Source organism: Enterobacter sp. kpr-6 (assembly GCF_900116015.1).
Taxonomy (GTDB): Bacteria; Pseudomonadota; Gammaproteobacteria; order Enterobacterales; family Enterobacteriaceae; genus Enterobacter_D.
Genome location: NZ_FOYH01000004.1, coordinates 267730 through 291203 on the forward strand (window position 1 = coordinate 267730; position 23474 = coordinate 291203).

22 protein-coding genes are annotated in these 23474 nt (G+C 55.1%); 12 read left to right on the top strand and 10 right to left on the bottom strand.

From position 1 onward, the window contains the following. Nucleotides 1-55: 55 nt before the first annotated feature. The 9 genes from murC to mutT all read left to right on the top strand — a co-directional run bounded on the left by murC (nt 56) and on the right by mutT (nt 10824). Nucleotides 56-1531, top strand: coding sequence for a UDP-N-acetylmuramate--L-alanine ligase (murC, locus tag BM373_RS12870; RefSeq protein WP_090461999.1), 1476 nt, complete (start codon nt 56-58; stop codon nt 1529-1531). Beyond that, nucleotides 1524-2444 (top strand): D-alanine--D-alanine ligase, encoded by a 921-nt coding sequence (locus BM373_RS12875; protein ID WP_090462000.1) that lies wholly within the window; start codon nt 1524-1526, stop codon nt 2442-2444. Before murC ends, BM373_RS12875 begins: the two co-directional genes overlap by 8 nt. 1 nt (nt 2445) lies before the next feature. Next, entirely contained in the window at nt 2446-3279 is an 834-nt protein-coding gene (ftsQ, locus tag BM373_RS12880) for a cell division protein FtsQ (protein ID WP_090462002.1), read from the top strand. Further along, on the top strand, nt 3276-4532 hold the full coding sequence (gene ftsA / locus BM373_RS12885; protein WP_090462004.1) for a cell division protein FtsA: 1257 nt from the start codon (nt 3276-3278) through the stop codon (nt 4530-4532). Before ftsQ ends, ftsA begins: the two co-directional genes overlap by 4 nt. Before the next feature lie 116 nt (nt 4533-4648). Then, complete coding sequence (gene ftsZ, locus BM373_RS12890; protein ID WP_090462006.1) at nt 4649-5800, top strand: cell division protein FtsZ; 1152 nt, start codon at nt 4649-4651, stop codon at nt 5798-5800. Nucleotides 5801-5900: 100 nt separating this feature from the next. Continuing rightward, nucleotides 5901-6818: a UDP-3-O-acyl-N-acetylglucosamine deacetylase gene (gene lpxC / locus BM373_RS12895; protein WP_090462008.1), complete on the top strand. Its 918-nt coding sequence runs from the start codon at nt 5901-5903 to the stop codon at nt 6816-6818. Between the two features lie 290 nt (nt 6819-7108). Further along, complete coding sequence (secM, locus tag BM373_RS12900) at nt 7109-7609, top strand: secA translation cis-regulator SecM (protein WP_090462010.1); 501 nt, start codon at nt 7109-7111, stop codon at nt 7607-7609. Nucleotides 7610-7667: 58 nt separating this feature from the next. Beyond that, nucleotides 7668-10373 (top strand): preprotein translocase subunit SecA, encoded by a 2706-nt coding sequence (gene secA, locus BM373_RS12905; RefSeq protein WP_090462012.1) that lies wholly within the window; start codon nt 7668-7670, stop codon nt 10371-10373. Between the two features lie 58 nt (nt 10374-10431). Further along, nucleotides 10432-10824 carry an 8-oxo-dGTP diphosphatase MutT gene (mutT, locus tag BM373_RS12910; RefSeq protein ID WP_090462013.1) on the top strand — a complete coding sequence of 131 codons (393 nt, stop codon included), beginning with the start codon at nt 10432-10434 and terminating at the stop codon, nt 10822-10824. Here the strand turns inward: mutT and yacG are convergent. From yacG to coaE, 3 genes are read right to left on the bottom strand one after another with little or no spacing between them, the layout of a single operon-like run. Then, a complete protein-coding gene (gene yacG, locus BM373_RS12915) occupies nt 10821-11015 on the bottom strand; it encodes a DNA gyrase inhibitor YacG (RefSeq protein ID WP_090462015.1) in 195 nt (64 codons plus the stop codon). The two genes, mutT and yacG, sit on opposite strands and share 4 nt — an antisense overlap. Nucleotides 11016-11038: 23 nt before the next feature. After that, nucleotides 11039-11782: a cell division protein ZapD gene (zapD, locus tag BM373_RS12920; protein ID WP_090462017.1), complete on the bottom strand. Its 744-nt coding sequence runs from the start codon at nt 11780-11782 to the stop codon at nt 11039-11041. Next, on the bottom strand, nt 11782-12402 hold the full coding sequence (coaE, locus tag BM373_RS12925) for a dephospho-CoA kinase (protein ID WP_090462019.1): 621 nt from the start codon (nt 12400-12402) through the stop codon (nt 11782-11784). Before coaE ends, zapD begins: the two co-directional genes overlap by 1 nt. A 264-nt stretch (nt 12403-12666) precedes the next feature. Between coaE and BM373_RS12930 the strand changes: the two genes are divergently transcribed. Then, nucleotides 12667-13710: a GMP reductase gene (locus tag BM373_RS12930; protein ID WP_090462021.1), complete on the top strand. Its 1044-nt coding sequence runs from the start codon at nt 12667-12669 to the stop codon at nt 13708-13710. Between the two features lie 41 nt (nt 13711-13751). On the opposite strand, the gene hofC is transcribed toward BM373_RS12930, so the two are convergent. From hofC to nadC, 4 genes are all read right to left on the bottom strand, one after another. Continuing rightward, nucleotides 13752-14948: a protein transport protein HofC gene (gene hofC, locus BM373_RS12935; protein ID WP_090462022.1), complete on the bottom strand. Its 1197-nt coding sequence runs from the start codon at nt 14946-14948 to the stop codon at nt 13752-13754. Then, a complete protein-coding gene (gene gspE, locus BM373_RS12940) occupies nt 14938-16323 on the bottom strand; it encodes a type II secretion system protein GspE (RefSeq protein ID WP_090462024.1) in 1386 nt (461 codons plus the stop codon). The genes hofC and gspE overlap by 11 nt, the downstream gene beginning before the upstream one ends. Nucleotides 16324-16332: 9 nt before the next feature. Continuing rightward, the gene (ppdD, locus tag BM373_RS12945; protein WP_090462026.1) at nt 16333-16770 is read right to left on the bottom strand and encodes a prepilin peptidase-dependent pilin; all 438 of its coding nucleotides are present in this window, start codon (nt 16768-16770) and stop codon (nt 16333-16335) included. Nucleotides 16771-17013: 243 nt separating this feature from the next. Next, complete coding sequence (gene nadC, locus BM373_RS12950) at nt 17014-17907, bottom strand: carboxylating nicotinate-nucleotide diphosphorylase (protein WP_090462028.1); 894 nt, start codon at nt 17905-17907, stop codon at nt 17014-17016. Nucleotides 17908-17994: 87 nt separating this feature from the next. On the opposite strand from nadC, the gene ampD reads away from it, so the two are divergent. Further along, nucleotides 17995-18558, top strand: coding sequence for a 1,6-anhydro-N-acetylmuramyl-L-alanine amidase AmpD (ampD, locus tag BM373_RS12955; protein ID WP_090462030.1), 564 nt, complete (start codon nt 17995-17997; stop codon nt 18556-18558). Further along, nucleotides 18555-19409, top strand: coding sequence for a beta-lactamase regulator AmpE (gene ampE, locus BM373_RS12960; RefSeq protein WP_090462032.1), 855 nt, complete (start codon nt 18555-18557; stop codon nt 19407-19409). Before ampD ends, ampE begins: the two co-directional genes overlap by 4 nt. Nucleotides 19410-19449: 40 nt before the next feature. Here the strand turns inward: ampE and BM373_RS12965 are convergent, their stop codons facing one another. The 3 genes from BM373_RS12965 to aroP all read right to left on the bottom strand — a co-directional run bounded on the left by BM373_RS12965 (nt 19450) and on the right by aroP (nt 23450). Beyond that, nucleotides 19450-20400 (bottom strand): glycoside hydrolase family 43 protein, encoded by a 951-nt coding sequence (locus tag BM373_RS12965; protein WP_090462034.1) that lies wholly within the window; start codon nt 20398-20400, stop codon nt 19450-19452. Next, complete coding sequence (locus tag BM373_RS12970) at nt 20400-21806, bottom strand: glycoside-pentoside-hexuronide (GPH):cation symporter (protein WP_090462036.1); 1407 nt, start codon at nt 21804-21806, stop codon at nt 20400-20402. The genes BM373_RS12965 and BM373_RS12970 overlap by 1 nt, the downstream gene beginning before the upstream one ends. Nucleotides 21807-22073: 267 nt before the next feature. After that, on the bottom strand, nt 22074-23450 hold the full coding sequence (aroP, locus tag BM373_RS12975) for an aromatic amino acid transporter AroP (protein ID WP_090462038.1): 1377 nt from the start codon (nt 23448-23450) through the stop codon (nt 22074-22076). Nucleotides 23451-23474 lie beyond the last annotated feature (24 nt).

The window sequence follows — 23474 nt, forward strand, 5'->3', positions numbered from 1 at the left end:
ACATCGCGACGCCTTTTGCGTCGCACGAATTTTAGAAGTCGATGGCGTTTAGAGAATGAATACACAACAACTGGCGAAACTGCGTTTAATCGTGCCCGAGATGCGTCGCGTCCGGCACATTCACTTTGTTGGCATCGGTGGTGCCGGTATGGGTGGTATTGCTGAAGTGCTGGCCAACGAAGGCTATCAGATCAGCGGTTCTGACCTCGCGCCGAATCCGGTGACGCAGCAGTTGTCTTCACTGGGCGCGACCATCTATTTCAATCACCGCCCTGAAAACGTGCGTGATGCCAGCGTCGTGGTCGTTTCAAGCGCCATTGCGGCGGACAATCCTGAGATTGTTGCGGCACACGAAGCGCGTATCCCGGTGATCCGCCGGGCAGAAATGCTGGCTGAATTAATGCGTTTTCGTCACGGTATTGCGATTGCCGGGACCCACGGTAAAACCACGACCACCGCGATGGTCTCCAGCATTTACGCCGAAGCAGGGCTGGACCCAACGTTTGTGAATGGTGGACTGGTGAAAGCCGCAGGTGTCCATGCGCGTTTAGGCCATAGCCGCTATCTCATTGCGGAAGCCGACGAGAGCGACGCGTCGTTCCTGCATTTGCAGCCGATGGTGGCAATCGTGACCAATATCGAAGCCGACCATATGGATACCTATCAGGGCGACTTTGAAAATTTAAAGCAGACGTTCATTAACTTTTTGCACAACTTGCCGTTTTACGGCCGTGCAGTGATGTGTGTGGACGATCCGGTGATCCGCGAACTGCTGCCACGCGTAGGTCGTCAAACCACGACCTACGGGTTTAGTGACGATGCAGACGTGCGGGTTGAGAACTACCGTCAGACCGGGCCGCAAGGACACTTTACGCTGGTACGCCAGGATAAGCCTGAGCTGAAGGTAACCCTGAACGCCCCTGGTCGCCACAATGCCCTGAACGCGGCGGCAGCCGTCGCGGTGGCAACCGAAGAAGGCATTGAAGACGAAGACATTTTACGCGCGCTGGAAAGTTTCCAGGGGACCGGTCGTCGTTTCGATTTCCTCGGTGAGTTCCCGCTGCAAACGGTGAACGGTAGAGAAGGCACGGCGATGCTGGTGGATGATTACGGTCACCATCCGACGGAAGTTGATGCCACCATTAAAGCTGCGCGGGCAGGCTGGCCGGATAAAAATCTGGTGATGATTTTTCAGCCGCACCGTTTTACCCGTACGCGCGATCTGTATGATGATTTTGCTAACGTGCTGACCCAGGTTGACGCATTGCTGATGCTGGATGTGTACGCCGCAGGCGAAGCGGCGATTCCTGGTGCCGACAGCCGTTCACTGTGCCGCACTATTCGTGGGCGCGGTAAAATCGACCCGATTCTGGTCTCAGACGCTGCCCAGGCTGCGGCGATGCTGGCCCCGGTGTTAACCGGAAACGATCTTATCCTGGTGCAGGGGGCCGGAAACATCGGCAAAATCGCCCGTCATCTGGCTGAAATCAAACTGAAACCGCAAAACCCGGAGGAAGAACATCATGGCTGATAAAATTGCCGTCCTCTTAGGGGGAACGTCAGCGGAGCGTGAAGTGTCGCTGAACTCGGGTGCTGCGGTCCTGGCGGGATTACGTGAAGGCGGCGTGGATGCTTATCCTGTCGATCCGCGCGAAACCGACGTAACACAGCTAAAAAACCTGGGTTTTAAGAAAGCGTTTATTGCCCTTCACGGACGCGGTGGGGAAGATGGCACGCTGCAAGGCCTGCTGGAGCTGATTGGCCTGCCTTACACCGGCAGCGGCGTCATGGCATCCGCTATCTCAATGGATAAATGGCGCAGCAAACTGCTGTGGCAGGGAGCGGGATTACCGGTTGCTCCATGGGTTGCGTTAACTCGCCAGGCGTTTGAACGTGGTCTCGATGAGTCGGTCACGTCGCGCATCACGGCGCTGGGCTTACCGCTGATCGTCAAGCCCAGCCGCGAAGGATCAAGCGTTGGAATGTCCAAAGTAGACGAAGCCAGTCAGCTTGGCGCTGCGCTTGAACTTGCATTTCAACATGATGAAGAAGTTCTTATTGAAAAATGGCTCAGTGGGCCAGAATTCACGCTCGCTGTGCTCGGTGAAGAAATTTTACCATCAATTCGCATTCAGCCCGCTGGAACCTTCTATGATTATGAGGCGAAGTATCTCTCTGATGAGACACAATATTTCTGCCCAAGCGGTTTATCCGCTGAACTTGAAGCGCAATTACGCGATCTTGTGCAGAAAGCATGGACTGTTTTAGGCTGCCAGGGTTGGGGAAGAATTGATGCAATGCAGGACAGTGATGGCACATTTTATCTGCTCGAAGCGAACACCTCACCGGGTATGACGAGCCACAGTCTGGTTCCGATGGCGGCGCGTCAGGCGGGGTTGAGCTTTTCGCAGTTAGTCGTAAAAATTCTGGCGTTGGCAGACTGATATGTCGCAGGCTGCACTGAACACGCGCAACCAGAATGAGGAAGAAATCCTGTCCTCACGGCGAAGTAATGGTACGCGTCTTGCAGGAATACTCTTTCTGCTGACGGTACTTTGCACCGTGTTTGTTAGCGGCTGGATGGTACTGGGTTGGATGGATGACGCGCAGCGTTTGCCGTTATCGAAGCTGGTGGTGACGGGGGAACGTCATTACACGCGTAACGATGATATTCGTCAGGCTATTCTGGCACTCGGCTCGCCGGGGACGTTTATGACCCAAGACGTCAATATTATTCAAAGCCAGATTGAGCGTCTGCCATGGATTAAGCAGGCGAGCGTCAGGAAACAATGGCCTGATGAATTGAAGATTCATCTGGTTGAATATGTGCCGATAGCGCGGTGGAATGATCAACATATGGTTGATGTGGACGGGAACTCGTTTAGCGTGCCCACCGATCGCATCAACAAACAGGGATTACCTCTGCTGTATGGCCCGGAAGGTAGCGAAAATGAAGTTTTGCAGGGCTACCGGGAAATGGGACAGGTGCTGATAAAGGACAGGTTCACGTTGAAAGAGGCGGCAATGACCGCACGACGTTCCTGGCAGTTGACGCTAAATAATGACATTAAGCTCAACCTTGGCCGGGGCGATACGATGAAACGGTTGTCACGCTTTGTAGAACTGTACCCGGTTCTCCAGCAGCAAGCGCAGACGGATGGCAAAGAGATTAGCTACGTTGACTTGCGCTATGACTCAGGCGCGGCAGTCGGATGGAAACCGGCTCCCATTGAGGATCCTAATCAGCAACAGAATCAGGCACAGGCAGAGCAACAATGATCAAGGCGACGGACAGAAAACTGGTAGTTGGACTGGAGATTGGCACTGCGAAGGTTGCCGCTTTAGTAGGGGAAGTTCTGCCCGACGGTATGATCAATATCATTGGCGTGGGCAGTTGCCCGTCCCGTGGTATGGATAAAGGCGGGGTTAATGACCTGGAGTCCGTGGTGAAATGCGTTCAGCGTGCCATTGACCAGGCTGAATTAATGGCAGATTGCCAGATTTCGTCAGTGTATCTGGCGCTTTCTGGTAAGCACATTAGCTGCCAGAATGAAATTGGTATGGTGCCGATTTCAGAAGAAGAAGTGACGCAGGAAGACGTGGAAAACGTGGTCCATACGGCAAAGTCTGTGCGTGTACGCGATGAACACCGCGTTCTGCACGTGATTCCGCAGGAATACGCCATTGATTACCAGGAAGGGATCAAGAACCCGGTGGGTTTGTCGGGCGTCCGTATGCAGGCAAAAGTCCATTTGATCACCTGCCACAATGATATGGCAAAAAACATTGTCAAAGCAGTTGAACGTTGTGGGCTTAAAGTTGACCAATTAATTTTTGCCGGGTTAGCGTCAAGTTATTCCGTGTTGACTGAAGATGAACGTGAGCTGGGTGTCTGCGTCGTGGACGTCGGTGGTGGTACAATGGATATCGCCGTCTATACCGGCGGTGCGCTGCGTCATACCAAAGTGATCCCGTATGCAGGGAATGTGGTGACCAGCGATATCGCCTATGCCTTCGGTACACCGCCCAGCGATGCCGAAGCCATTAAAGTTCGCCACGGTTGCGCGCTTGGCTCCATCGTCGGTAAAGACGAAAGCGTTGAGGTGCCAAGCGTCGGTGGTCGTCCGCCACGCAGTTTGCAACGACAGACGCTGGCAGAAGTGATTGAGCCTCGTTATACCGAGCTGCTTAATCTGGTAAACGAAGAGATTTTACAGTTGCAGGAGCAGCTTCGTCAGCAGGGTGTGAAGCACCACCTCGCGGCGGGGATTGTATTAACGGGTGGTGCGGCGCAAATTGAAGGTCTTGCGGCCTGCGCGCAACGTGTGTTTCACACCCAGGTGCGCATCGGCGCGCCACTCAATATTACAGGCCTGACAGATTATGCCCAGGAGCCGTACTATTCGACGGCGGTGGGCTTACTTCACTACGGGAAAGAATCCCACATGAGTGGTGAAGCGGAAGTGGAAAAACGTGTGTCAGTCGGCTCGTGGATCAAACGACTCAACAGCTGGCTGCGAAAAGAGTTTTAATTTTTTTAAAAGAGATCGACGTGTATTAGCGGTCTCAGGCGACAGGCACATACACAAATTGTTCAGGTTGCATTGAGTCAGCCTGAAGGATGAAGTGTAACAAACGGAGAGAAATTATGTTTGAACCTATGGAACTGACCAACGATGCGGTGATTAAAGTCATCGGCGTCGGTGGTGGCGGCGGTAATGCCGTCGAACACATGGTGCGCGAGCGCATCGAAGGTGTGGAATTCTTCGCGGTGAATACCGATGCTCAGGCGTTGCGTAAAACGGCGGTGGGTCAAACCATTCAGATCGGTGGCGGTATCACCAAAGGTCTGGGCGCTGGCGCAAACCCGGAAGTGGGTCGTAACGCTGCGGAAGAAGATCGTGAAGCTCTGCGCGCGGCGCTGGATGGCGCTGACATGGTCTTTATCGCTGCGGGTATGGGCGGCGGCACCGGTACGGGTGCGGCACCTGTTGTGGCTGAAGTCGCAAAAGATTTGGGTATTCTGACCGTTGCTGTCGTTACCAAGCCTTTCAATTTCGAAGGCAAAAAGCGTATGGCGTTTGCGGAGCAGGGTATCACTGAACTGTCCAAGCATGTGGACTCCCTAATTACTATTCCGAACGACAAGCTGCTGAAAGTGCTGGGTCGCGGTATCTCTCTGCTTGATGCATTTGGTGCGGCAAACGATGTACTGAAAGGTGCCGTTCAGGGTATCGCCGAACTGATTACGCGTCCGGGCCTGATGAACGTCGACTTTGCTGACGTGCGTACCGTGATGTCCGAAATGGGCTATGCGATGATGGGCTCTGGCGTGGCCAGCGGTGAAGACCGTGCAGAAGAAGCGGCAGAAATGGCAATCTCCAGCCCGCTGCTGGAAGATATCGACCTGTCTGGTGCACGTGGCGTGCTGGTCAACATCACGGCGGGCTTCGATCTGCGTCTGGATGAGTTTGAAACCGTGGGCAACACGATCCGTGCGTTTGCGTCCGATAACGCAACCGTAGTAATCGGTACGTCCCTTGACCCGGATATGAACGACGAACTGCGCGTAACCGTGGTTGCGACCGGTATTGGTATGGACAAGCGTCCTGAAATCACTCTGGTAACCAATAAACAGGCCCAGCAACCGGTGATGGATCGTTACCAGCAGCATGGTATGGCACCGTTGACGCAGGAACAGAAACCCGCAGCGAAAGTGGTTAACGACACGACGCCGCAGGCTGCCAAAGAGCCAGATTATCTGGATATCCCGGCATTTTTGCGCAAACAGGCTGATTAAGAATTAGCTGGAATTTGGGAAACGTCGCTCTTTGTGCTAAACTGGCCCGCCGAATGTATAGTACACTTCGGTTGGATAGTTAATTTGGCGAGATTATACGATGATCAAACAAAGGACACTTAAACGTATCGTTCAGGCGACTGGTGTCGGTTTACATACCGGCAAAAAGGTCACACTGACGTTGCGCCCTGCGCCGGCCAATACCGGGGTCATCTATCGTCGCACTGACTTGAATCCACCGGTGGATTTCCCGGCTGATGCCAAATCTGTGCGTGATACAATGCTCTGTACTTGCCTGGTCAACGAGCATGACGTGCGGATTTCCACCGTAGAGCACCTTAACGCTGCTCTCGCAGGGCTGGGTATCGACAACATCATGATTGAAGTCGATGCGCCTGAAATCCCGATTATGGATGGCAGTGCCGCACCGTTCGTTTACCTGTTGCTGGACGCAGGTATTGAAGAACTGAACTGCGCGAAGAAATTCGTGCGCATTAAAGAGACCGTTCGCGTCGAAGATGGCGACAAATGGGCTGAATTCAAACCGTTTAATGGTTTTTCGCTGGACTTTACCATCGATTTTAACCATCCAGCGATTGATGCCAGCAGCCAGCGCTATGCGATGAACTTCTCTGCTGATGCGTTTATGCGCCAGATTAGCCGCGCACGTACGTTTGGTTTTATGCGTGATATCGAATATTTGCAGTCCCGTGGCCTGTGCCTGGGCGGCAGCTTCGATTGTGCCATCGTTGTTGACGATTATCGCGTACTGAACGAAGACGGTCTGCGTTTTGAAGACGAGTTTGTGCGTCACAAAATGCTGGATGCGATTGGCGACCTGTTCATGTGTGGTCACAATATCATTGGTGCTTTTACCGCGTTCAAATCCGGTCATGCACTGAACAACAAACTGTTGCAGGCAGTCCTGGCAAAACAGGAAGCCTGGGAATATGTGACTTTCCAGGACGAGGCAGAAATGCCGTTGGCCTTCAAAGCACCGACAATGGTTCTGGCGTAACAGCTTAGACCATTCTATAAATTCGACTGGTTAACCTGGCACTCTCTCCGGTCAGGAGCGCCAGTCGTTTTTGTTTTTAGCCTTTTGTCTCCTGTTTTGCGCCAGCCGCGTTAATCCTGCTTTTTCTACCTTTTATGTTTATGCGTGCGATCGCTGTTTTCTTAAGCACTTTTACGGCCTCTCTTTCGTCATTACTGCTGCCGTGCCCTGGCATTAGTGGTAATATTTGGGCGCACAATTACATACATCGAATTCATCTGTGCAGGTTTGACCAATTTATGGTGGGGTAAGTGAGCGGATTACTGACGCGCTGGCGACAATTTGGCAGACGCTATTTCTGGCCGCATCTCTTGTTGGGGATGGTCGCGGCGAGTCTCGGCCTGCCCGCGCTCAATAATACCGACTCTGCTGAACCTGCTAAAACTGCTGCCAGTAATCATAACCGCATAAGGCCGGTTAATTTCACCAGCCTTGCCCTGCTGGAAGCCAATCGCCGTCCTAATTTCACTGTCGATTACTGGCATCAGCACGCGATACGCACGGTTATTCGCCATCTTTCCTTTGCGATGGCACCGCAAACGCGTTCCGTTGCTGAAGAGCCTTTACCCGTCCAGGCGCATCACCTTGCGTTGCTGGATACGCTCAACGCGCTTTTAACGCAAGAGAGCAAGCCGCCTGTCATTATTCGTCAGTCGGCGATCACCTTTTCCCTGCCGCAACCGGCGTTTACCATTGCCACCTGGTTAAGCCAGGTGCAGGGCATCCGCGCCGGACCTCAACGCCTCAGCTAAACCGTTTCACTATCCTTTATTTTATAACTCCGCACGGCGGGGCGTTTGAGATTTTATTATGCTAATCAATTTATTAACTAAAGTTTTCGGAAGTCGTAACGATCGTACGCTGCGTCGTATGCGCAAGGCAGTAAACATTATTAACGGCATGGAGCCGACCATGGAGAAGCTTTCAGACGACGAGCTGAAAGCTAAAACCAGTGAGTTTCGTGCGCGCCTGGAAAAGGGCGAAACTGTTGAAAGCCTGATCCCTGAAGCCTTCGCCGTTGTGCGTGAAGCCAGTAAACGCGTCTTTGGCATGCGTCACTTTGACGTACAGCTGCTGGGCGGTATGGTGCTTAATGAACGCTGCATCGCAGAAATGCGTACTGGTGAAGGTAAAACCCTGACCGCGACCCTGCCTGCTTATCTGAATGCGTTGAGCGGCAAAGGTGTGCACGTGGTTACCGTCAACGACTACCTGGCGCAACGTGATGCCGAAAATAACCGTCCGCTGTTTGAATTCCTCGGTCTGACCGTGGGCATCAACCTGCCAAACATGCCTGCCCCGGCAAAGCGCGAAGCCTATGCGGCCGACATCACCTACGGCACCAACAACGAATATGGCTTCGACTACCTGCGTGACAACATGGCGTTCAGCCCGGAAGAGCGCGTGCAGCGCAAACTTCACTATGCGCTGGTCGATGAGGTGGACTCCATTCTTATCGATGAAGCCCGTACGCCGCTGATCATCTCCGGTCCGGCTGAAGACAGCTCTGAGATGTACAAACGCGTTAATAAAATCATCCCTAACCTGATCCGTCAGGAAAAAGAAGATTCCGACACCTTCCAGGGTGAAGGGCACTTCTCCGTCGATGAAAAATCGCGTCAGGTTAACCTGACCGAGCGCGGCCTGGTGCTGATCGAAGAGCTGCTGGTGCAGGAAGGCATCATGGACGAAGGTGAGTCGCTGTATTCTCCGACGAACATCATGCTGATGCACCACGTTACCGCCGCCCTGCGCGCGCACGTGCTGTTCACCCGCGACGTTGACTACATCGTAAAAGATGGCGAAGTCATTATCGTCGATGAACACACAGGCCGTACCATGCAGGGCCGCCGCTGGTCCGATGGTCTGCATCAGGCTGTGGAAGCGAAAGAAGGCGTGCAGATCCAGAACGAGAACCAGACGCTGGCGTCCATCACCTTCCAGAACTACTTCCGTCTGTATGAAAAACTGGCCGGTATGACCGGTACTGCCGATACCGAAGCGTTCGAATTTAGCTCTATTTATAAACTCGATACCGTGGTGGTCCCGACCAACCGTCCGATGATCCGTAAAGATCTGCCCGATCTGGTCTACATGACCGAAGCGGAAAAAATTCAGGCGATTATTGAAGACATCAAAGAGCGTACGGCTAACGGCCAGCCGGTGCTGGTGGGGACCATCTCCATCGAAAAATCCGAAGTGGTTTCCCATGAGCTGACGAAAGCGGGCATTGCGCACAACGTACTGAACGCCAAATTCCACGCCAACGAAGCGGCAATCGTTGCTCAGGCGGGTTATCCGGCAGCGGTCACCATCGCCACCAACATGGCGGGTCGTGGTACGGATATCGTGCTCGGCGGTAGCTGGCAGGCAGAAATCGCTGACATAGACGAGCCGACGCCGGAGCAAATCGCTCAGGTGAAAGCCGACTGGCAGGTGCGTCACGAAGCGGTACTGGCTTCCGGCGGTCTGCACATCATTGGTACTGAGCGCCATGAATCGCGTCGTATCGATAACCAGTTGCGTGGCCGTTCCGGTCGTCAGGGTGATGCGGGTTCTTCGCGCTTCTACCTGTCGATGGAAGATGCCCTGATGCGCATTTTCGCCTCCGATCGCGTTTCCGGCATGATGCGTAAACTGGGGATGAAACCGGGTGAAGCAATTGAACATCCGTGGGTCACTAAAGCCATTGCCAACGCGCAGCGTAAAGTCGAAAGCCGCAACTTTGATATTCGTAAGCAACTGCTGGAATACGATGATGTGGCGAACGATCAGCGTCGTGCGATCTACAGCCAGCGTAATGAGCTGCTGGATGTGTCCGATGTGAGCGAAACCATTACCAGCATCCGTGAAGACGTGTTCAAAGCGACCATCGATGCGCATATCCCGCCGCAGTCTCTGGAAGAGATGTGGGATATCCCGGGCCTGCAAGAGCGCCTGAAAAATGATTTCGATCTCGATCTGCCGATCAAAGAGTGGCTGGATAAAGAGCCGGAACTGCACGAAGAAACGCTGCGTGAGCGTATTCTGAGCCAGGCGGTTGAAGTTTATCAGCGCAAAGAAGAAGTGGTTGGCGTCGAAATGATGCGTCACTTCGAAAAAGGCGTGATGCTGCAAACGCTGGATTCCCTGTGGAAAGAGCACCTGGCGGCGATGGATTATCTGCGTCAGGGTATCCACCTGCGCGGCTACGCGCAGAAGGATCCGAAGCAGGAATATAAGCGCGAATCCTTCTCCATGTTTGCGGCGATGCTGGAATCACTGAAATATGAAGTGATCAGCACGCTCAGCAAAGTGCAGGTGCGTATGCCGGAAGAAGTGGAAGAGATGGAGCAGCAGCGTCGTGAGGAAGCTGAGCGTCTGGCACAGATGCAGCAGCTTAGCCATCAGACCGATGATTCTGAAGCTGCGGCAGCCCTGGCGGCGCAAACCGGCGAGCGTAAAGTGGGTCGTAACGATCCGTGCCCGTGCGGTTCCGGTAAGAAATACAAACAGTGCCATGGCCGCCTGAGCTAAGCATCGTAAAGTCAAACAAAGGCGCAGAGATCTGCGCCTTTTTTATGGATTAAATATTATGAAAACACTGCAAATTTCGGTCGGTATCATTCGCAATGGGCAGGGTGAAGTTTTTATCACCCAGCGTGCAGCCGATGCGCACATGGCGAATAAAAAAGAGTTCCCGGGCGGTAAGATCGAAGCGGGTGAAACGCCCGAACAGGCGCTGGTGCGTGAACTGGAAGAAGAAGTGGGCATTAAAGTAAACACGGCGCAGCCGTTCGACAAGCTGGAGTATGCCTATACGGATCGCCACATCACGTTGTGGGTCTATCTGGTGGAAAGCTGGGAAGGGGAGCCATGGGGCCGTGAAGGTCAGCCGGGAAGCTGGATCCCGCAAGCGGCGCTGAACGCGGACGATTTCCCGCCCGCGAACGCCGCCATTATTGCCAGGTTAAACCAGCCGAATTAAGGCTGTTCCTCGCTCCAGTCGTCGCTGTCCGTGAGATCGCCGCGGCTGGGGATGCGCTTCTCCTCCGCCGCCCATTCTCCCAGGTCAATAAGCTGGCAGCGCTTAGAGCAAAAAGGGCGAAAGGGGCTGGCTTCTCCCCAGATGACTTCTTTGCCGCAGGTCGGGCAGTTTACACGCGTTTCGTCAGACATTTTCTTTCCTTCACCATTCTTTCTTAACAACACGCCAGTTCAAAATCCAGACGCTCAGGGATAAGGCCATTCTCACTGTCGAGCGGCAGAAAACGGATGGCGAAGCGGCTTTTGTGCCCGGAAATTTGCGGGTAAAGCTCATCGGCAAGCGCAAGTTGCAGACGCAGTAAATCCGCGTCATCGCCATTGTCCTGATAAAAACCATTCAGGCTGGTCTGCTTGCGAAAAGGAGCCGAGTTACGGACCAGATCCAGGATCAGGGTTAATGTCTGCGTCAGGGGCGAAAGGCTATTAATCCATGTAGTGACCTGCTCATCGCGCTGCGACTGCGGCAAATAGAGCCAGAGATGCAGCGTCGGAATATCAAAACTACAGCACCCGCCGGGAATACTCAGACGCTGGCGCACCAGGCCAACCAGTTTGTCTTCACGCAGAAGCTGACCAATGCGCGGGGCTGATATTAACGTCGTGCTGTGTTGCCTGAGCTGCTCGCGCAGGGCATCAATACGGTTCTGGTCGACGCCCGGGACTTCTGCCCAGGCTTTCAGTTTACGCTGCTGGCGCTCAAGCTCTTTTAATAATTCGGTACGAACTTCACCGCGTTCGAACACATCCAGCAACTCGCCCACATTACGGAAAAAATGTAACGCATCGGTGTGGTCACTGACCGGCAGACGGGCGGAAAGCTGTTGAGTTAAAAACTCGATGCGCAGCCAGGTGCGCATCTTCTCATTGAGCGGGTGTTCAAATAGGACGTGGGTGTGCATTACGGTTTTTCCTGTGATACGGCCTGGGACGCGTAGTGAAGATAGGCGTCATGCAGGCGGGCAACATCCGATGCCACAGCATCTGGTGCGCCATTATTGTCAATAACATCATTCGCCACGGCCAGGCGTGCTTCTCGGGTCGCTTGTGCGGCGAGAATATGTTCGGCATGTTCACGGGTGACGCCATCGCGTCCCATCGTGCGGGAAATCTGGGTTTCAGGTGAGACATCCACCACCAGCACCCGGTCGGCCTGATTCTGTAGCTGGTTTTCCACCAGCAGCGGAACGACCCAAAGTGCATAGGGTGAGGTAGTCTGTGCCAGCTGGCGCTGGGTTTCCTGATGAATCAAAGGGTGGAGCAGGGCGTTAAGCCAGGATTTTTCAGTCGGAGAGGAGAAGATACGCTCGCGCAGTACCCGGCGATTTAACGAGCCGTCAGCATTGAGAATGTCTGAACCGAAATGCGCCGAGATGGCAGTTAATGCGGGTGTGCCCGGTGCTACCACCTGACGGGCAATAATATCTGCATCAACCACGTTCACGCCGAGGCGGGAGAACGCATTTGCAACGGTCGTTTTACCGCTGCCGATTCCCCCGGTTAAGGCGACCGTATACCCCATAAAGCAAAAATCCCAAAATGGTTGGTCAAAAAATCACGCCGCTTAATTTATTTAGCACGTAAATCAATCGGTTGTCTTTTGAACAAAAAACAGGGCGACAGGTTAATCGAAATTTGCCCTTGCGCCAGGTAAATTTATAGGATTGTAGCGTAAAAAAAGAGATTTTCGCAGTCTTGCGCCGTCCTATTTAGTGCGTATGATAGCGTCACTGGAGTTGTGTGTTAGACAGTTTGCGTTTCCGCCATTAACCCCAGGAATCCGTCCATGCGTATCGAAGAAGATCTGAAGTTAGGTTTCAAAGACGTTCTTATCCGCCCTAAACGCTCTACCCTCAAAAGCCGTTCCGATGTTGAACTGGGACGCGAATTCACTTTTAAGCACTCTGGCATGGCCTGGTCTGGCGTTCCTGTTATCGCCGCTAACATGGATACCGTGGGAACGTTTGCAATGGCAAAAGTGCTGGCGTCGTTCGACATCCTGACGGCCGTGCACAAGCATTACAGCGTGGAAGACTGGAAGGCATTTGCGGAGCGTGAATCGACCGACGTGCTGAAGCATGTGATGGTTTCTACCGGTACCTCTGACGCCGACTTCGAAAAAACCAAACAGATCCTCGCTCTTAACCCGGCGCTGACTTTTGTTTGTATTGATGTGGCGAATGGTTACTCCGAGCATTTTGTGCAGTTTGTCGCGAAAGCCCGCGAAGCCTGGCCAACAAAAACCATCTGTGCAGGCAATGTGGTAACAGGCGAAATGTGTGAGGAACTGATCCTCTCCGGTGCTGACATCGTGAAAGTCGGCATTGGTCCGGGCTCCGTTTGTACCACCCGCGTTAAAACGGGCGTAGGTTATCCGCAGCTCTCTGCCGTTATCGAATGCGCGGATGCCGCACACGGTCTGGGCGGCCAAATCGTGAGTGACGGCGGCTGTACCGTACCGGGCGATGTGGCAAAAGCGTTCGGCGGCGGGGCAGATTTTGTCATGCTCGGCGGTATGCTGGCGGGCCACGATGAAAGCGGCGGCACAGTGATTGAAGAAAACGGTGAGAAATTCATGCAGTTCTACGGCATGAGCTCTGAATCCGCCATGAATCGCCATGTTGGTGGTGTCGCGGGCTACCGCGCGGCAGAAGGCAAGACCGTTAAACTGGCCCTGCGCGGTCCGGTGGAAAACACCGCCCGTGACATCCTCGGTGGCCTGCGTTCTGCCTGCACCTACGTGGGTGCATCCCGTCTGAAAGAGTTGACCAAACGCACGACCTTTATCCGCGTTGCGGAGCAGGAAAACCGCGTTTTCAACAGCCTTTAATCAGGCAACTGGCGCGGCTTCTTGCTGCGCCAGTCTTCTCCTTACCCGCTCATCGCATCACCCAGATGGAATATCGGCAGATACATTGCCACCACCAGCGTCCCGATAATCACCCCCGTAACGATCAGCATCAATGGCTCCAGTAGCGACGCCAGGTTATCAGCCTGATGCTGCGTTTTTTCACTGTGATACCCGGCAAGGTTATCGAGCATGGTATCCAGCGCCCCCGACGCCTCGCCTGTTCTGACAAGCTGGATGCACAACGGGGTAAACTGACCGCTATTTTTCAGTGCCAGCCAGATAGGGGAACCTAGGCTGACTTCCTGATGCACATCGTGCAGAACGCCACGCCAGAAGGGACAGGAGAACGTCTCCTCCACACTCTCCAGACCTTGCAGGAACGCGATACCCGCTTTTTGCGTTAAAGCCAGCACGGTAAAAATCTGGCTCAGCATTTGCCCGCGGATCAGAAGGCCAAAAACAGGGCTTCGTAAAAGTACACGCTGCCTGTAGCGCAGCCACCCCTGATGGCGGCGCAGTAGTTTTAATGCCACCGCAATCAGTCCGGTGAACGCCATGACCACTCCTCCCCACTGATGAATCACGTCTGACAGGCCCATAACGCCGCGCGTTAATGTCGGTAGCGGAACGTTGAATGTGCTGTAGATGGCGGCAAATTCCGGCAGTACCAGGTAAACCATCGCCAGAACAATCACTAACGCCAGCGACAGCACGATCAGCGGGTAACGCAACGCCTTTTTGACCTTCGCCTTTAACTGCTGCTGTGCTTTCTGCTGGCTGGCAAGCCCCAGGCAACATTCATCAAGTTTCCCCGTCAGCTCCCCGGTGCGGATCATGGCGATGTACAGCGGTGAAAACACTTCCGGCCATTGCGCCATCGCGACCGATAACGCGACACCGCTTTCAAGCTGATCCGCCAGTTCCTGGAGTAACGCCCGCCACTGATGTGCGGGATGCTGGTCGGCCAGCAGGCGTAATCCCTCCGGTAACACCAGCCCGGCCTGGAGCAGGCTTGCTAACTGGCGGATCAGTTCCAAGCCCTGCGTCCCTTGCCAAAGACGGGTATGCACCGGGCAGCGTTTCAGTTGCAGAGGATGCTGTTGCCGCGCTTCAAGGGTCAGCGTGGCGGCGATTTTATCCTCAGCCCATAACAGGCCCTCGCGATTTTCTCCGGCGTGATTCAGACCACGCCACTGCCACAGTTGTTTAGTCCGCATGGGGGATACCGAGCACGCGTAATAACTCCTCCTGGCTGGTTAAGCCCTGTTCCACCGCAAGGCACCCATTTTCGAAAAGGGTGGTCATGCCCGCCTGCTGCGCCCTGTGCTGGATGGCGCTCACCGGTTCACCATCGGCAATTGCCTGTCGTAGCGCGTTGGTGATCGTCAGCACTTCAAACAGCGCCACCCGGCCATAAAAACCGTGGTAGCAGTGTTCGCAGCCGTTGGCCTGCCAGTGCGGTAGCTCCCTCGGCCATAACGTCTGCGGGATAAGTTTCTCGCCGGGAACACGAGTGCGGCAGTGCGGGCAGAGCTTGCGCACCAGCCGCTGCGCCACCACTAAAGAGAGCGCGGAGGCGATCATCCAGCGCGAGACGCCCATTTGCTGAATGCGGGTGAGCGCCTCGCTGGTGGAGTTGGTATGTAAAGTGGAAAGCACCAGATGGCCGGTCTGCGAGGCTTTAATGGCAATTTCTGCTGTTTCGCCATCGCGGATTTCACCGACCATCACAATGTCAGGATCCTGACGGAGCAGCGCCCGCAGTACGCTCTGAAAAGTGAGTCCGGCGCGCGGGTTGATCTGCGTCTGGTTAAGTCCGGCGAGCGGGATCTCAATCGGATCTTCAACGCTGCACAGGTTAACGTCGGGGGTATTACGCATTTGCAGGGCACTGTAGAGCGTGACGGTTTTCCCGCTGCCGGTCGGCCCGGTCACCAGCAATAACCCCTGGGGTTTGGCGAGCGCTGCCTGAAATTGTGCCTGCTGTGGCGGCGTCATGCCCAACTGGAGAAGATCGAGCGCCTGGTTCACCTGATGCAGTAATCGCAGCACCACTTTTTCCCCGTAGCGACACGGCAGGGTGGCAATACGAAACGAGACGGTTCTGCCGGAAAGCTCAACGGTAAACTGCCCGTCCTGCGGCAGTCGGCGCTCGGCAATATCCAGATTGCCGAGAACTTTAAGACGCGCGATAAGCGTGGCAGCCATGGCAGGGGCCACGGGCGGCAGTGAGTGCAGCACGCCATCCACGCGCAGGCGAATGCGCAACTGCGAATCACCCGGCTCGAAGTGAATATCTGACGCCCGTTGCACGAGCGCCTGCTGCAGAGTCTGGTTCAGCACCTCTGCCGCGGAACCCGCCTCGTCAGCGACGGCCGGTAAATGCGTCTGCGCTGCCAGTTGTTGGTGCTTATCCATCTGCTCCTGCGTCCAGCAGGCTATTTCCACGCGTTTATGGCTGGCAAAACGCAGCGCCTCCATCAGTTCGGCAGAAGGGGTATCAATCACCGCAATATGAATGCTCTGCTCATCGTCGCTGAGCAGCAGGGCGTGATGGCGTTTGCATAAGGTCAGCAGTTGTTCTGGTTTCATCGGGCTTCCTTATTCGCCGTTAAAGCGAAAGACCTCTTCGCAGGCCTGCTGCAATGCACTGTTATCCTGAATGTTGCAGACGCGCTGCCAGCCGGTCACTCCCCCGGCATTATCCCAGAGCGGGCTGAGCGTGACGCCAAGCCCGTTCAGGCTCTCCTGCCCGGTCAGCGTGACCACGCCTTTGGTCACACTCATTCCTGAAACGTAGCGGGTAGTCGTCGGTGAGGGGATGCCGTTGGTGCTGGCGTCGCAGGCGTTCAGCCCGCCATGGTCGAGCGCGCACAATTCAATGGCGGTGCGGTAAGGAACGAAGGTTTGCAGCATGTCGGTCAGTGCCGCTTTGCGCAGGTAATTCTGATAGGCGGGAACGCTGATAGCGCTCAGTATTGAAATAATGCCGATGACCACCATCAGCTCGATCAGGGTAAATCCTTTTTGCTTGTCCATCATCTGACTCCTTAGTTAACCCGGAGCGACTTTGGCAGCAGCGTGTGATGCTGGCGAGGATGAAAAAATGATTTCTGAAAACGCCTTCAGGATTTTTTAGGGCGTTTGCAGGTAAAGACCAACTGTTTGCGAGCATGGCCGAAAAACAGGCGTACCCGGCCTGCAAAATGAGCGGAAATGTAAAGAGTGGAACAGGTCGGGTAAGCGCAAGCGCCACCCGACACAGTTATGTTCGAAGGGGGGTTAGCGGAAACGCATCGACAGATCGAGTGCCTGGACATGTTTTGTCAGCGCACCGACCGAGATGTAATCGACGCCGGTTTCGGCGTATTCGCGGATCGTCTCAGCCGTGACGTTGCCGGAGACTTCAAGACGCGCCTGACCGTTGGCCCGACTGACGGCTTCACGCATTTGGGTGGTGTCAAAGTTATCCAGCATGATGATGTCTGCCCCCGCTTTTAAGGCGGCATCCAGCTCATCAAGGGACTCGACTTCCACTTCCACCGGGACGTCCGGGTGCAGCCAGAAGGCTTTCTCCACCGCCTGACGCACGGAGCCTGCGGCGATAATGTGGTTCTCTTTGATCAAAAACGCATCCGACAAACCGAGGCGGTGGTTAGCGCCGCCGCCGCACAGTACCGCATATTTCAGGGCAGTGCGCAGGCCGGGCAGCGTTTTACGCGTATCCAGTAACTGCGTTTTGGTGCCCGCCAACAGAGCAACATAACGGCTGACCTCACTGGCCACGCCGGAGAGCGTCTGCACAAAGTTCAGCGCGGTGCGTTCACCGGTTAGCAGCACGCGCGCCGGGCCGTCGAGTTCAAACAGCGGCTGGTTGGCGGCGATCGCGTCGCCATCCTGCACATGCCAGGTCACGCTGACGTCATCGCCTGCCAGTTGAATAAACACTTCTTCAACCCAGCGTTTACCGCAGAAAATCCCCGCTTCGCGGGTGATCACCACCGCGTGAGCGCGATCTTCAGCGGGCAGTAATTGTGCGGTGATATCGTTACTGGCATCCACCTCGCCACCGAGGTCTTCGCGTAAGGCCTGCGCGACGGCGGCGGGGATATCCAGATTTATACGTTCAAGCAGCGCGTCACGTCGGTGGTCGGGGTTGTAGCGGCGAGGCGGCATGATAAAACTCCACAAAGGGTAACGAATCAAAAGAGTGAAACATGCTACTCTGAAGCCTGTTTTTGTACCACTGAAAGGAGATGCTGCATGCAGTTAAACAAGGGCTGGCTGGTGGAGGCGCGGCATGTGCCGTCACCGCACTACGACTGCCGCCCGATTGATGAGCAACCCTCGCTACTGGTTGTGCACAATATCAGTCTGCCGCCCGGCCAGTTTGGTGGCCCGTGGATCGATGCTCTCTTTACCGGTACGCTCGATCCTGATGCCGATCCTTTCTTTGCTGAAATTGTTCATCTGCGCGTCTCCGCCCACTGTCTTATCCGCCGCGATGGTGAAATCGTCCAGTACGTTCCGTTTGATAAACGCGCCTGGCATGCGGGCGTGTCTTGCTATGAAGGTCGTGAGCGCTGCAACGATTTTTCGATTGGTATTGAGCTGGAAGGGACGGACACGCTGCCCTATACGGACGCGCAATACCAGCAGCTTGCGGCGGTAACACAAACCCTGATCGCCCATTATCCGGCCATGGCTGACCATATGACCGGGCACAGCGATATCGCTCCCGGACGCAAAACCGATCCCGGCCCGGCGTTTGACTGGGCCACCTTCCGTGCGCTGCTCGCCCCCTCGTCAGATAAGGAGATGACATGACGTTGTTTACCCTGCTGTTGGTTTTGATTGCTGAACGCCTGTTTAAACTCGGTGAGCACTGGCAACTCGATCACCGTCTCGAAGTCCTGTTCCGCCGGGTGAAGCACTTCTCTTTGCTGCGGACGATTTTTATGACCGCGCTGGCGATGCTGGCGACATTCCTTGTGCTGCGCGCACTGTACGGCCTGTTTTTCAACGTGCCGCTGCTGGTGGTATGGATCATGTTGGGGCTGCTGTGCATCGGCGCGGGGAAAGTGCGCCTGCATTATCACGCCTACCTGAAAGCCGCCTCGCAAAACGACAGCCATGCGCGTAACGCGATGGCGAGTGAGCTGACGCTGATCCATGGCGTGCCGCCAGATTGCGACGAGCGCGAATATCTGCGGGAGCTGCAAAATGCGCTGCTGTGGATTAATTTCCGCTATTACCTGGCACCGCTGTTCTGGTTTATCGTCGGGGGCGTGTGGGGACCAGTAACGCTGGTCGGCTATGCGTTTTTACGCGCATGGCAGTCGTGGCTGGCGCGTTACCAGCTTCCGCACCAGCGTCAGCAATCCGCCATTGATGCCATTTTGCATGTGCTGGACTGGGTGCCGGTGCGTCTGGTTGGCGTGTTTTATGCCCTGATCGGCCACGGTGAAAAAGCGCTGCCCGCGTGGTTTGCGTCCCTGACCGATCGCCACTCCTCGCAATACCAGGTGCTGACGCGTCTGGCGCAGTTCTCGCTGGCCCGTGAGCCGCACATGGATAAAGTCGAAACGCCGAAAGCCGCCGTTTCGATGGCCAAGAAAACTTCTTTTGTGGTGGTGGTCGTGGTGGCGTTGCTGACGATTTACGGCACGCTGGTGTAAATAAAAATGCCGGGTGGCGTTGCGCGACCCGGCATGGAACTTACTGACTGTCGGCTGGCGGGACGCCAAAGTCCGGCATCCCGTCATCCTGCCAGTGAATCAGTTTAAGCCGCGTGTGGCGGTTAGGGTCATACAGCGGGTCGCCTTCAATTTCCGTGTAGTTCCGCGCGTGGTAAACCAGCACGTCTTCCCCTTCCGGCGTTTGCGTAAAGCTGTTGTGTCCGGGTCCATATTGCTTATTTTCATAGCTGGTGGTGAACACCGGCTGCGGCGATTTATGCCAGTTGCCCGGGTTTTGCGGGTCGGCATGGATATCGATCCACAGCAGGCCCAGGCAGTAATTTTCATCGGTCGCACTGGCGGAGTAGGTTACAAACAGCCTGTCGCCGTGAACGATCACCGCCGGCCCTTCGTTGACCAGAAAACCCCGGCACTCCCAGTCAAACTCCGGTTTACTCAGCATCACCGGCGGGCTTTTGAGCGTCCATGGGTTTTCCAGCTCCGCCAGGTACAGGTTCGAATTCCCGGCGATCGCCGGATCTTTTTGCGCCCATAAATACCACTGCCGTCCCTGATGACGGAAGGTGGTGGCGTCCAGGCAGAACGAATCAAACGGCGTGATGACCTGGCCTTTTTCCGTCCAGCGCCCGGTGAGCGGATCGCTGTCTGCACATTCGAGCGCAAACATGCGGTGCTGGAACATATTCAGCGCATCAAGATCGTGCGTGTGGGTAGCGGCGTAATAGAGATACCATTTGCCGTCGATGTGGTGCAGTTCCGGGGCCCAGATAAGCTGGCTCATCGGCCCGGTAGCGGGTTTACGCCACACCACGACCGGGTTTGCTTCACGCAGCCCTTCAAGGGTGGCGGCGCGACGGATCTCCAGCCGGTCATATTCCGGCACCGAGGCAACGAAATAGTACGCGCCGTCATGACGTAAAATAAACGGGTCGGCGCGCTGTTCAATAAAGGGATTCGGCCAGTTTTTCATTACGCGTTCCTTACAGTTTCAGCCGCTTGCTGTGAATGGGCGTCGCCCAGTTCGCGGTAATTCGTGCGACGTTTATCCAGATCGGCCTGGATGCGCTTCATCAGTTCGCGGTCAACTTTCAGCAGACGGACCACGCCTGCGGTGATCAGATAGCCCACGCCTGGGATCACGGTAAACAGCAGCATGATGCCGTTAATGGCAGTCGCACTTTGCGACTTCGCACCGGCGTCGTAACCATACCAGGAGAGCAGGAAGCCGACCATCGCGCCGGCTACCGCCAGCCCGACTTTCAGGAAGAACAGGTTGCCGGAAAAGCTGATCCCGGTAATACGCTTGCCGGTTTTCCACTCGCCGTAATCGTCCACGTCAGCCATCAGCGACCAGTGTAGCGGGGAAGGGATCTGGTGCAGGATGTTAAGCAGGAAGTAGAGCACCACCACCAGCAGCGTGGCTTGCGGATTGACGAAATAGAAGCCAATGGAGAAAAGCGCCAGCGCGATATTCGTCCAGAAGAAGACTTTGAGTTTGCACCAGCGGTCGGTGAGCACTTTCGCCAGCATACTGCCGATCATCATGCCGACTACGCCAAGGCTGATAAACAGGGTGGCGAAATGGGTGCTTTGGCCCATTACCCAGGTGACGTAGTACATGGTCGCCGCCATGCGGATAAAGCCGGGGCATACGTTGCTGAGCGTCAGCAGCAAAATGCGCACCCACTGATCGTTCTTCCACACGTCTCTGAAGTCTTTTTTCAGATCGTCGTTGGTCGGAACGGCGGGCTTCACGCGCTCGCGCACGGTGGCGAAGCAGTACAAAAACATACACATGCCGATGAAGGCCAGTACCGTCATCGCCATCTGGTAGCCTTTGGCTTTGTCTTCACCGCCGAACCACTCCGCCATCGGCAGCAGGGTCAGCGACAGCAGCAGGGTGGCAATCCCTACCAGCACAAAGCGATAGGACTGGCAGGCAACGCGCTCTTTTGGATCGTTGGTGATAACACCGCCGAGCGAGCAATAGGGAATGTTAATGGCGGTATAGGTCAGCGACAGCAGGAAGTAGGTGATAAACGCATAGACAACTTTGCTATTGTAGGTCCAGTCCGGCGTGGTAAACATCAGCACGCTGAACACCGCATAAGGCACGGCAATCCACAGCAGCCATGGACGAAATCGCCCATATTTACTCTTTGTACGGTCAGCCAGCGCGCCCATAAGCGGGTCGGTAACGGCGTCGATTACCCGGATGGAGAGCAGTAAAATGCCCACCAGCGCCGGGGCCAGACCAAATATGTCCGTATAGAAATAATTCACAAACAACATGATAGCGCCAAAGATGATGTTACATCCGGCGTCCCCCATTCCGTAGCCGATCTTTTCTTTTACAGATAGTTTAGCGTTATCCATCGACGAGACTCCCAGTGAGATATGGAGAGAATTATTCGCGCGCGGAACGCTTTCTGCGTTGCAGGATAGAGGCGCAGGTATGGACAAAGCTGCTGTAGGGTGGAAAGTGTGAGGCAGGTAACATGTCCACCCTCACCCCGGCCCTCTCCCTGAGGGAGAGGGAGAAAGGCAGTCCGGCGCTCTTTCTGAGGGAGAGGGGGAGGGCGGAGTTATGCACATTCGGTCCCCTCTCCCGTGGGGAGAGGGTTAGGGTGAGGGGAAAAGCGATCAGTGCGCTTTAACCGCCTTGCCCGCTTTTTGCTGCTTAATAAAGTAGCCAATCCCCAGAATGATCACCCACACCGGGATCAGCCAGACGGAGATCGCCATGCCCGGCGTCATCGCCATAATCACCAGCACCGCCGCCATAAACAGCAGGCAGATCCAGTTACCCAGCGGGTAGAACAGGGCAGGGAAACGGGTTTTGACGCCCTGCATATCTTTCGCTTTGCGGAACTTCATGTGCGCCAGGCTTATCATCGCCCAGTTGATGACCAGGGCAGAGACCACCAGCGCCATCAGCAGGCCGAAGGCTTCGCCCGGTGCCAGGTAGTTAATCAGCACGCACAATGCGGTGAAGAGAGCAGAAATCAGGATGGTCGCGACCGGTACGCCACGTTTGTCTACCTTCGCCAGCGCTTTCGGGGCATTACCCTGTTGCGCGAGGCCAAACAGCATACGGCTGTTGCAGTAGACGCAACTGTTGTAGACCGACAGTGCGGCGGTCAGCACCACGATGTTTAATGCGTTCGCTACCAGCGTGTCGCCCAGTTCGTGGAAAATCAGTACAAACGGGCTGGTGTCGGCGGTCACGCGCGTCCACGGCAGCAGGGAGAGCAGCACGGCCAGTGAACCCACATAGAAGATCAGAATACGGTAGATGACCTGGTTGGTGGCTTTCGGAATGCTCACTTCCGGGTTGTCAGCTTCTGCGGCAGTAATGCCGACCAGCTCCAGCCCGCCGAAGGAGAACATGATGATCGCCATCATCATCACCAGTCCGGTAAAGCCGTTAGGCAGGAATCCGCCCTGTTCCCAGAGGTTGCGCACGGTGGCCTGCGGGCCTGCGTTATCGCTGAACAGCAGCCAGCCGCCGAACAGGATCATCGCCACGACAGCAACCACTTTAATAATGGCGAACCAGAACTCCATCTCCCCGAACACTTTTACGTTGGTGAGGTTAATGGCGTTGATGATCACAAAGAAGGCCGCCGCAGACACCCACGTCGGGATTTCAGGCCACCAGAACTGGATGTATTTCCCAACAGCGGTCAGTTCCGCCATGGCGACCAGCACGTACAGTACCCAGTAGTTCCAGCCTGAAGCAAATCCGGCAAAACCACCCCAGTATTTATAGGCAAAATGGCTGAATGACCCGGCAACCGGCTCTTCCACGACCATCTCGCCCAACTGACGCATAATTAAAAAGGCGATAAAACCGGCGATCGCATAGCCCAGAATAATCCCCGGCCCTGCAGACTGAATGACTGATGCGCTGCCCAGAAACAGGCCAGTCCCGATAGCTCCACCCAGCGCAATAAGCTGAATATGGCGGTTTTTAAGGCCGCGCTTCAGCGTTTCACCGTGCTGTTGACCTTCCATCATGAAACCTCGTGTGTGGTTATTATA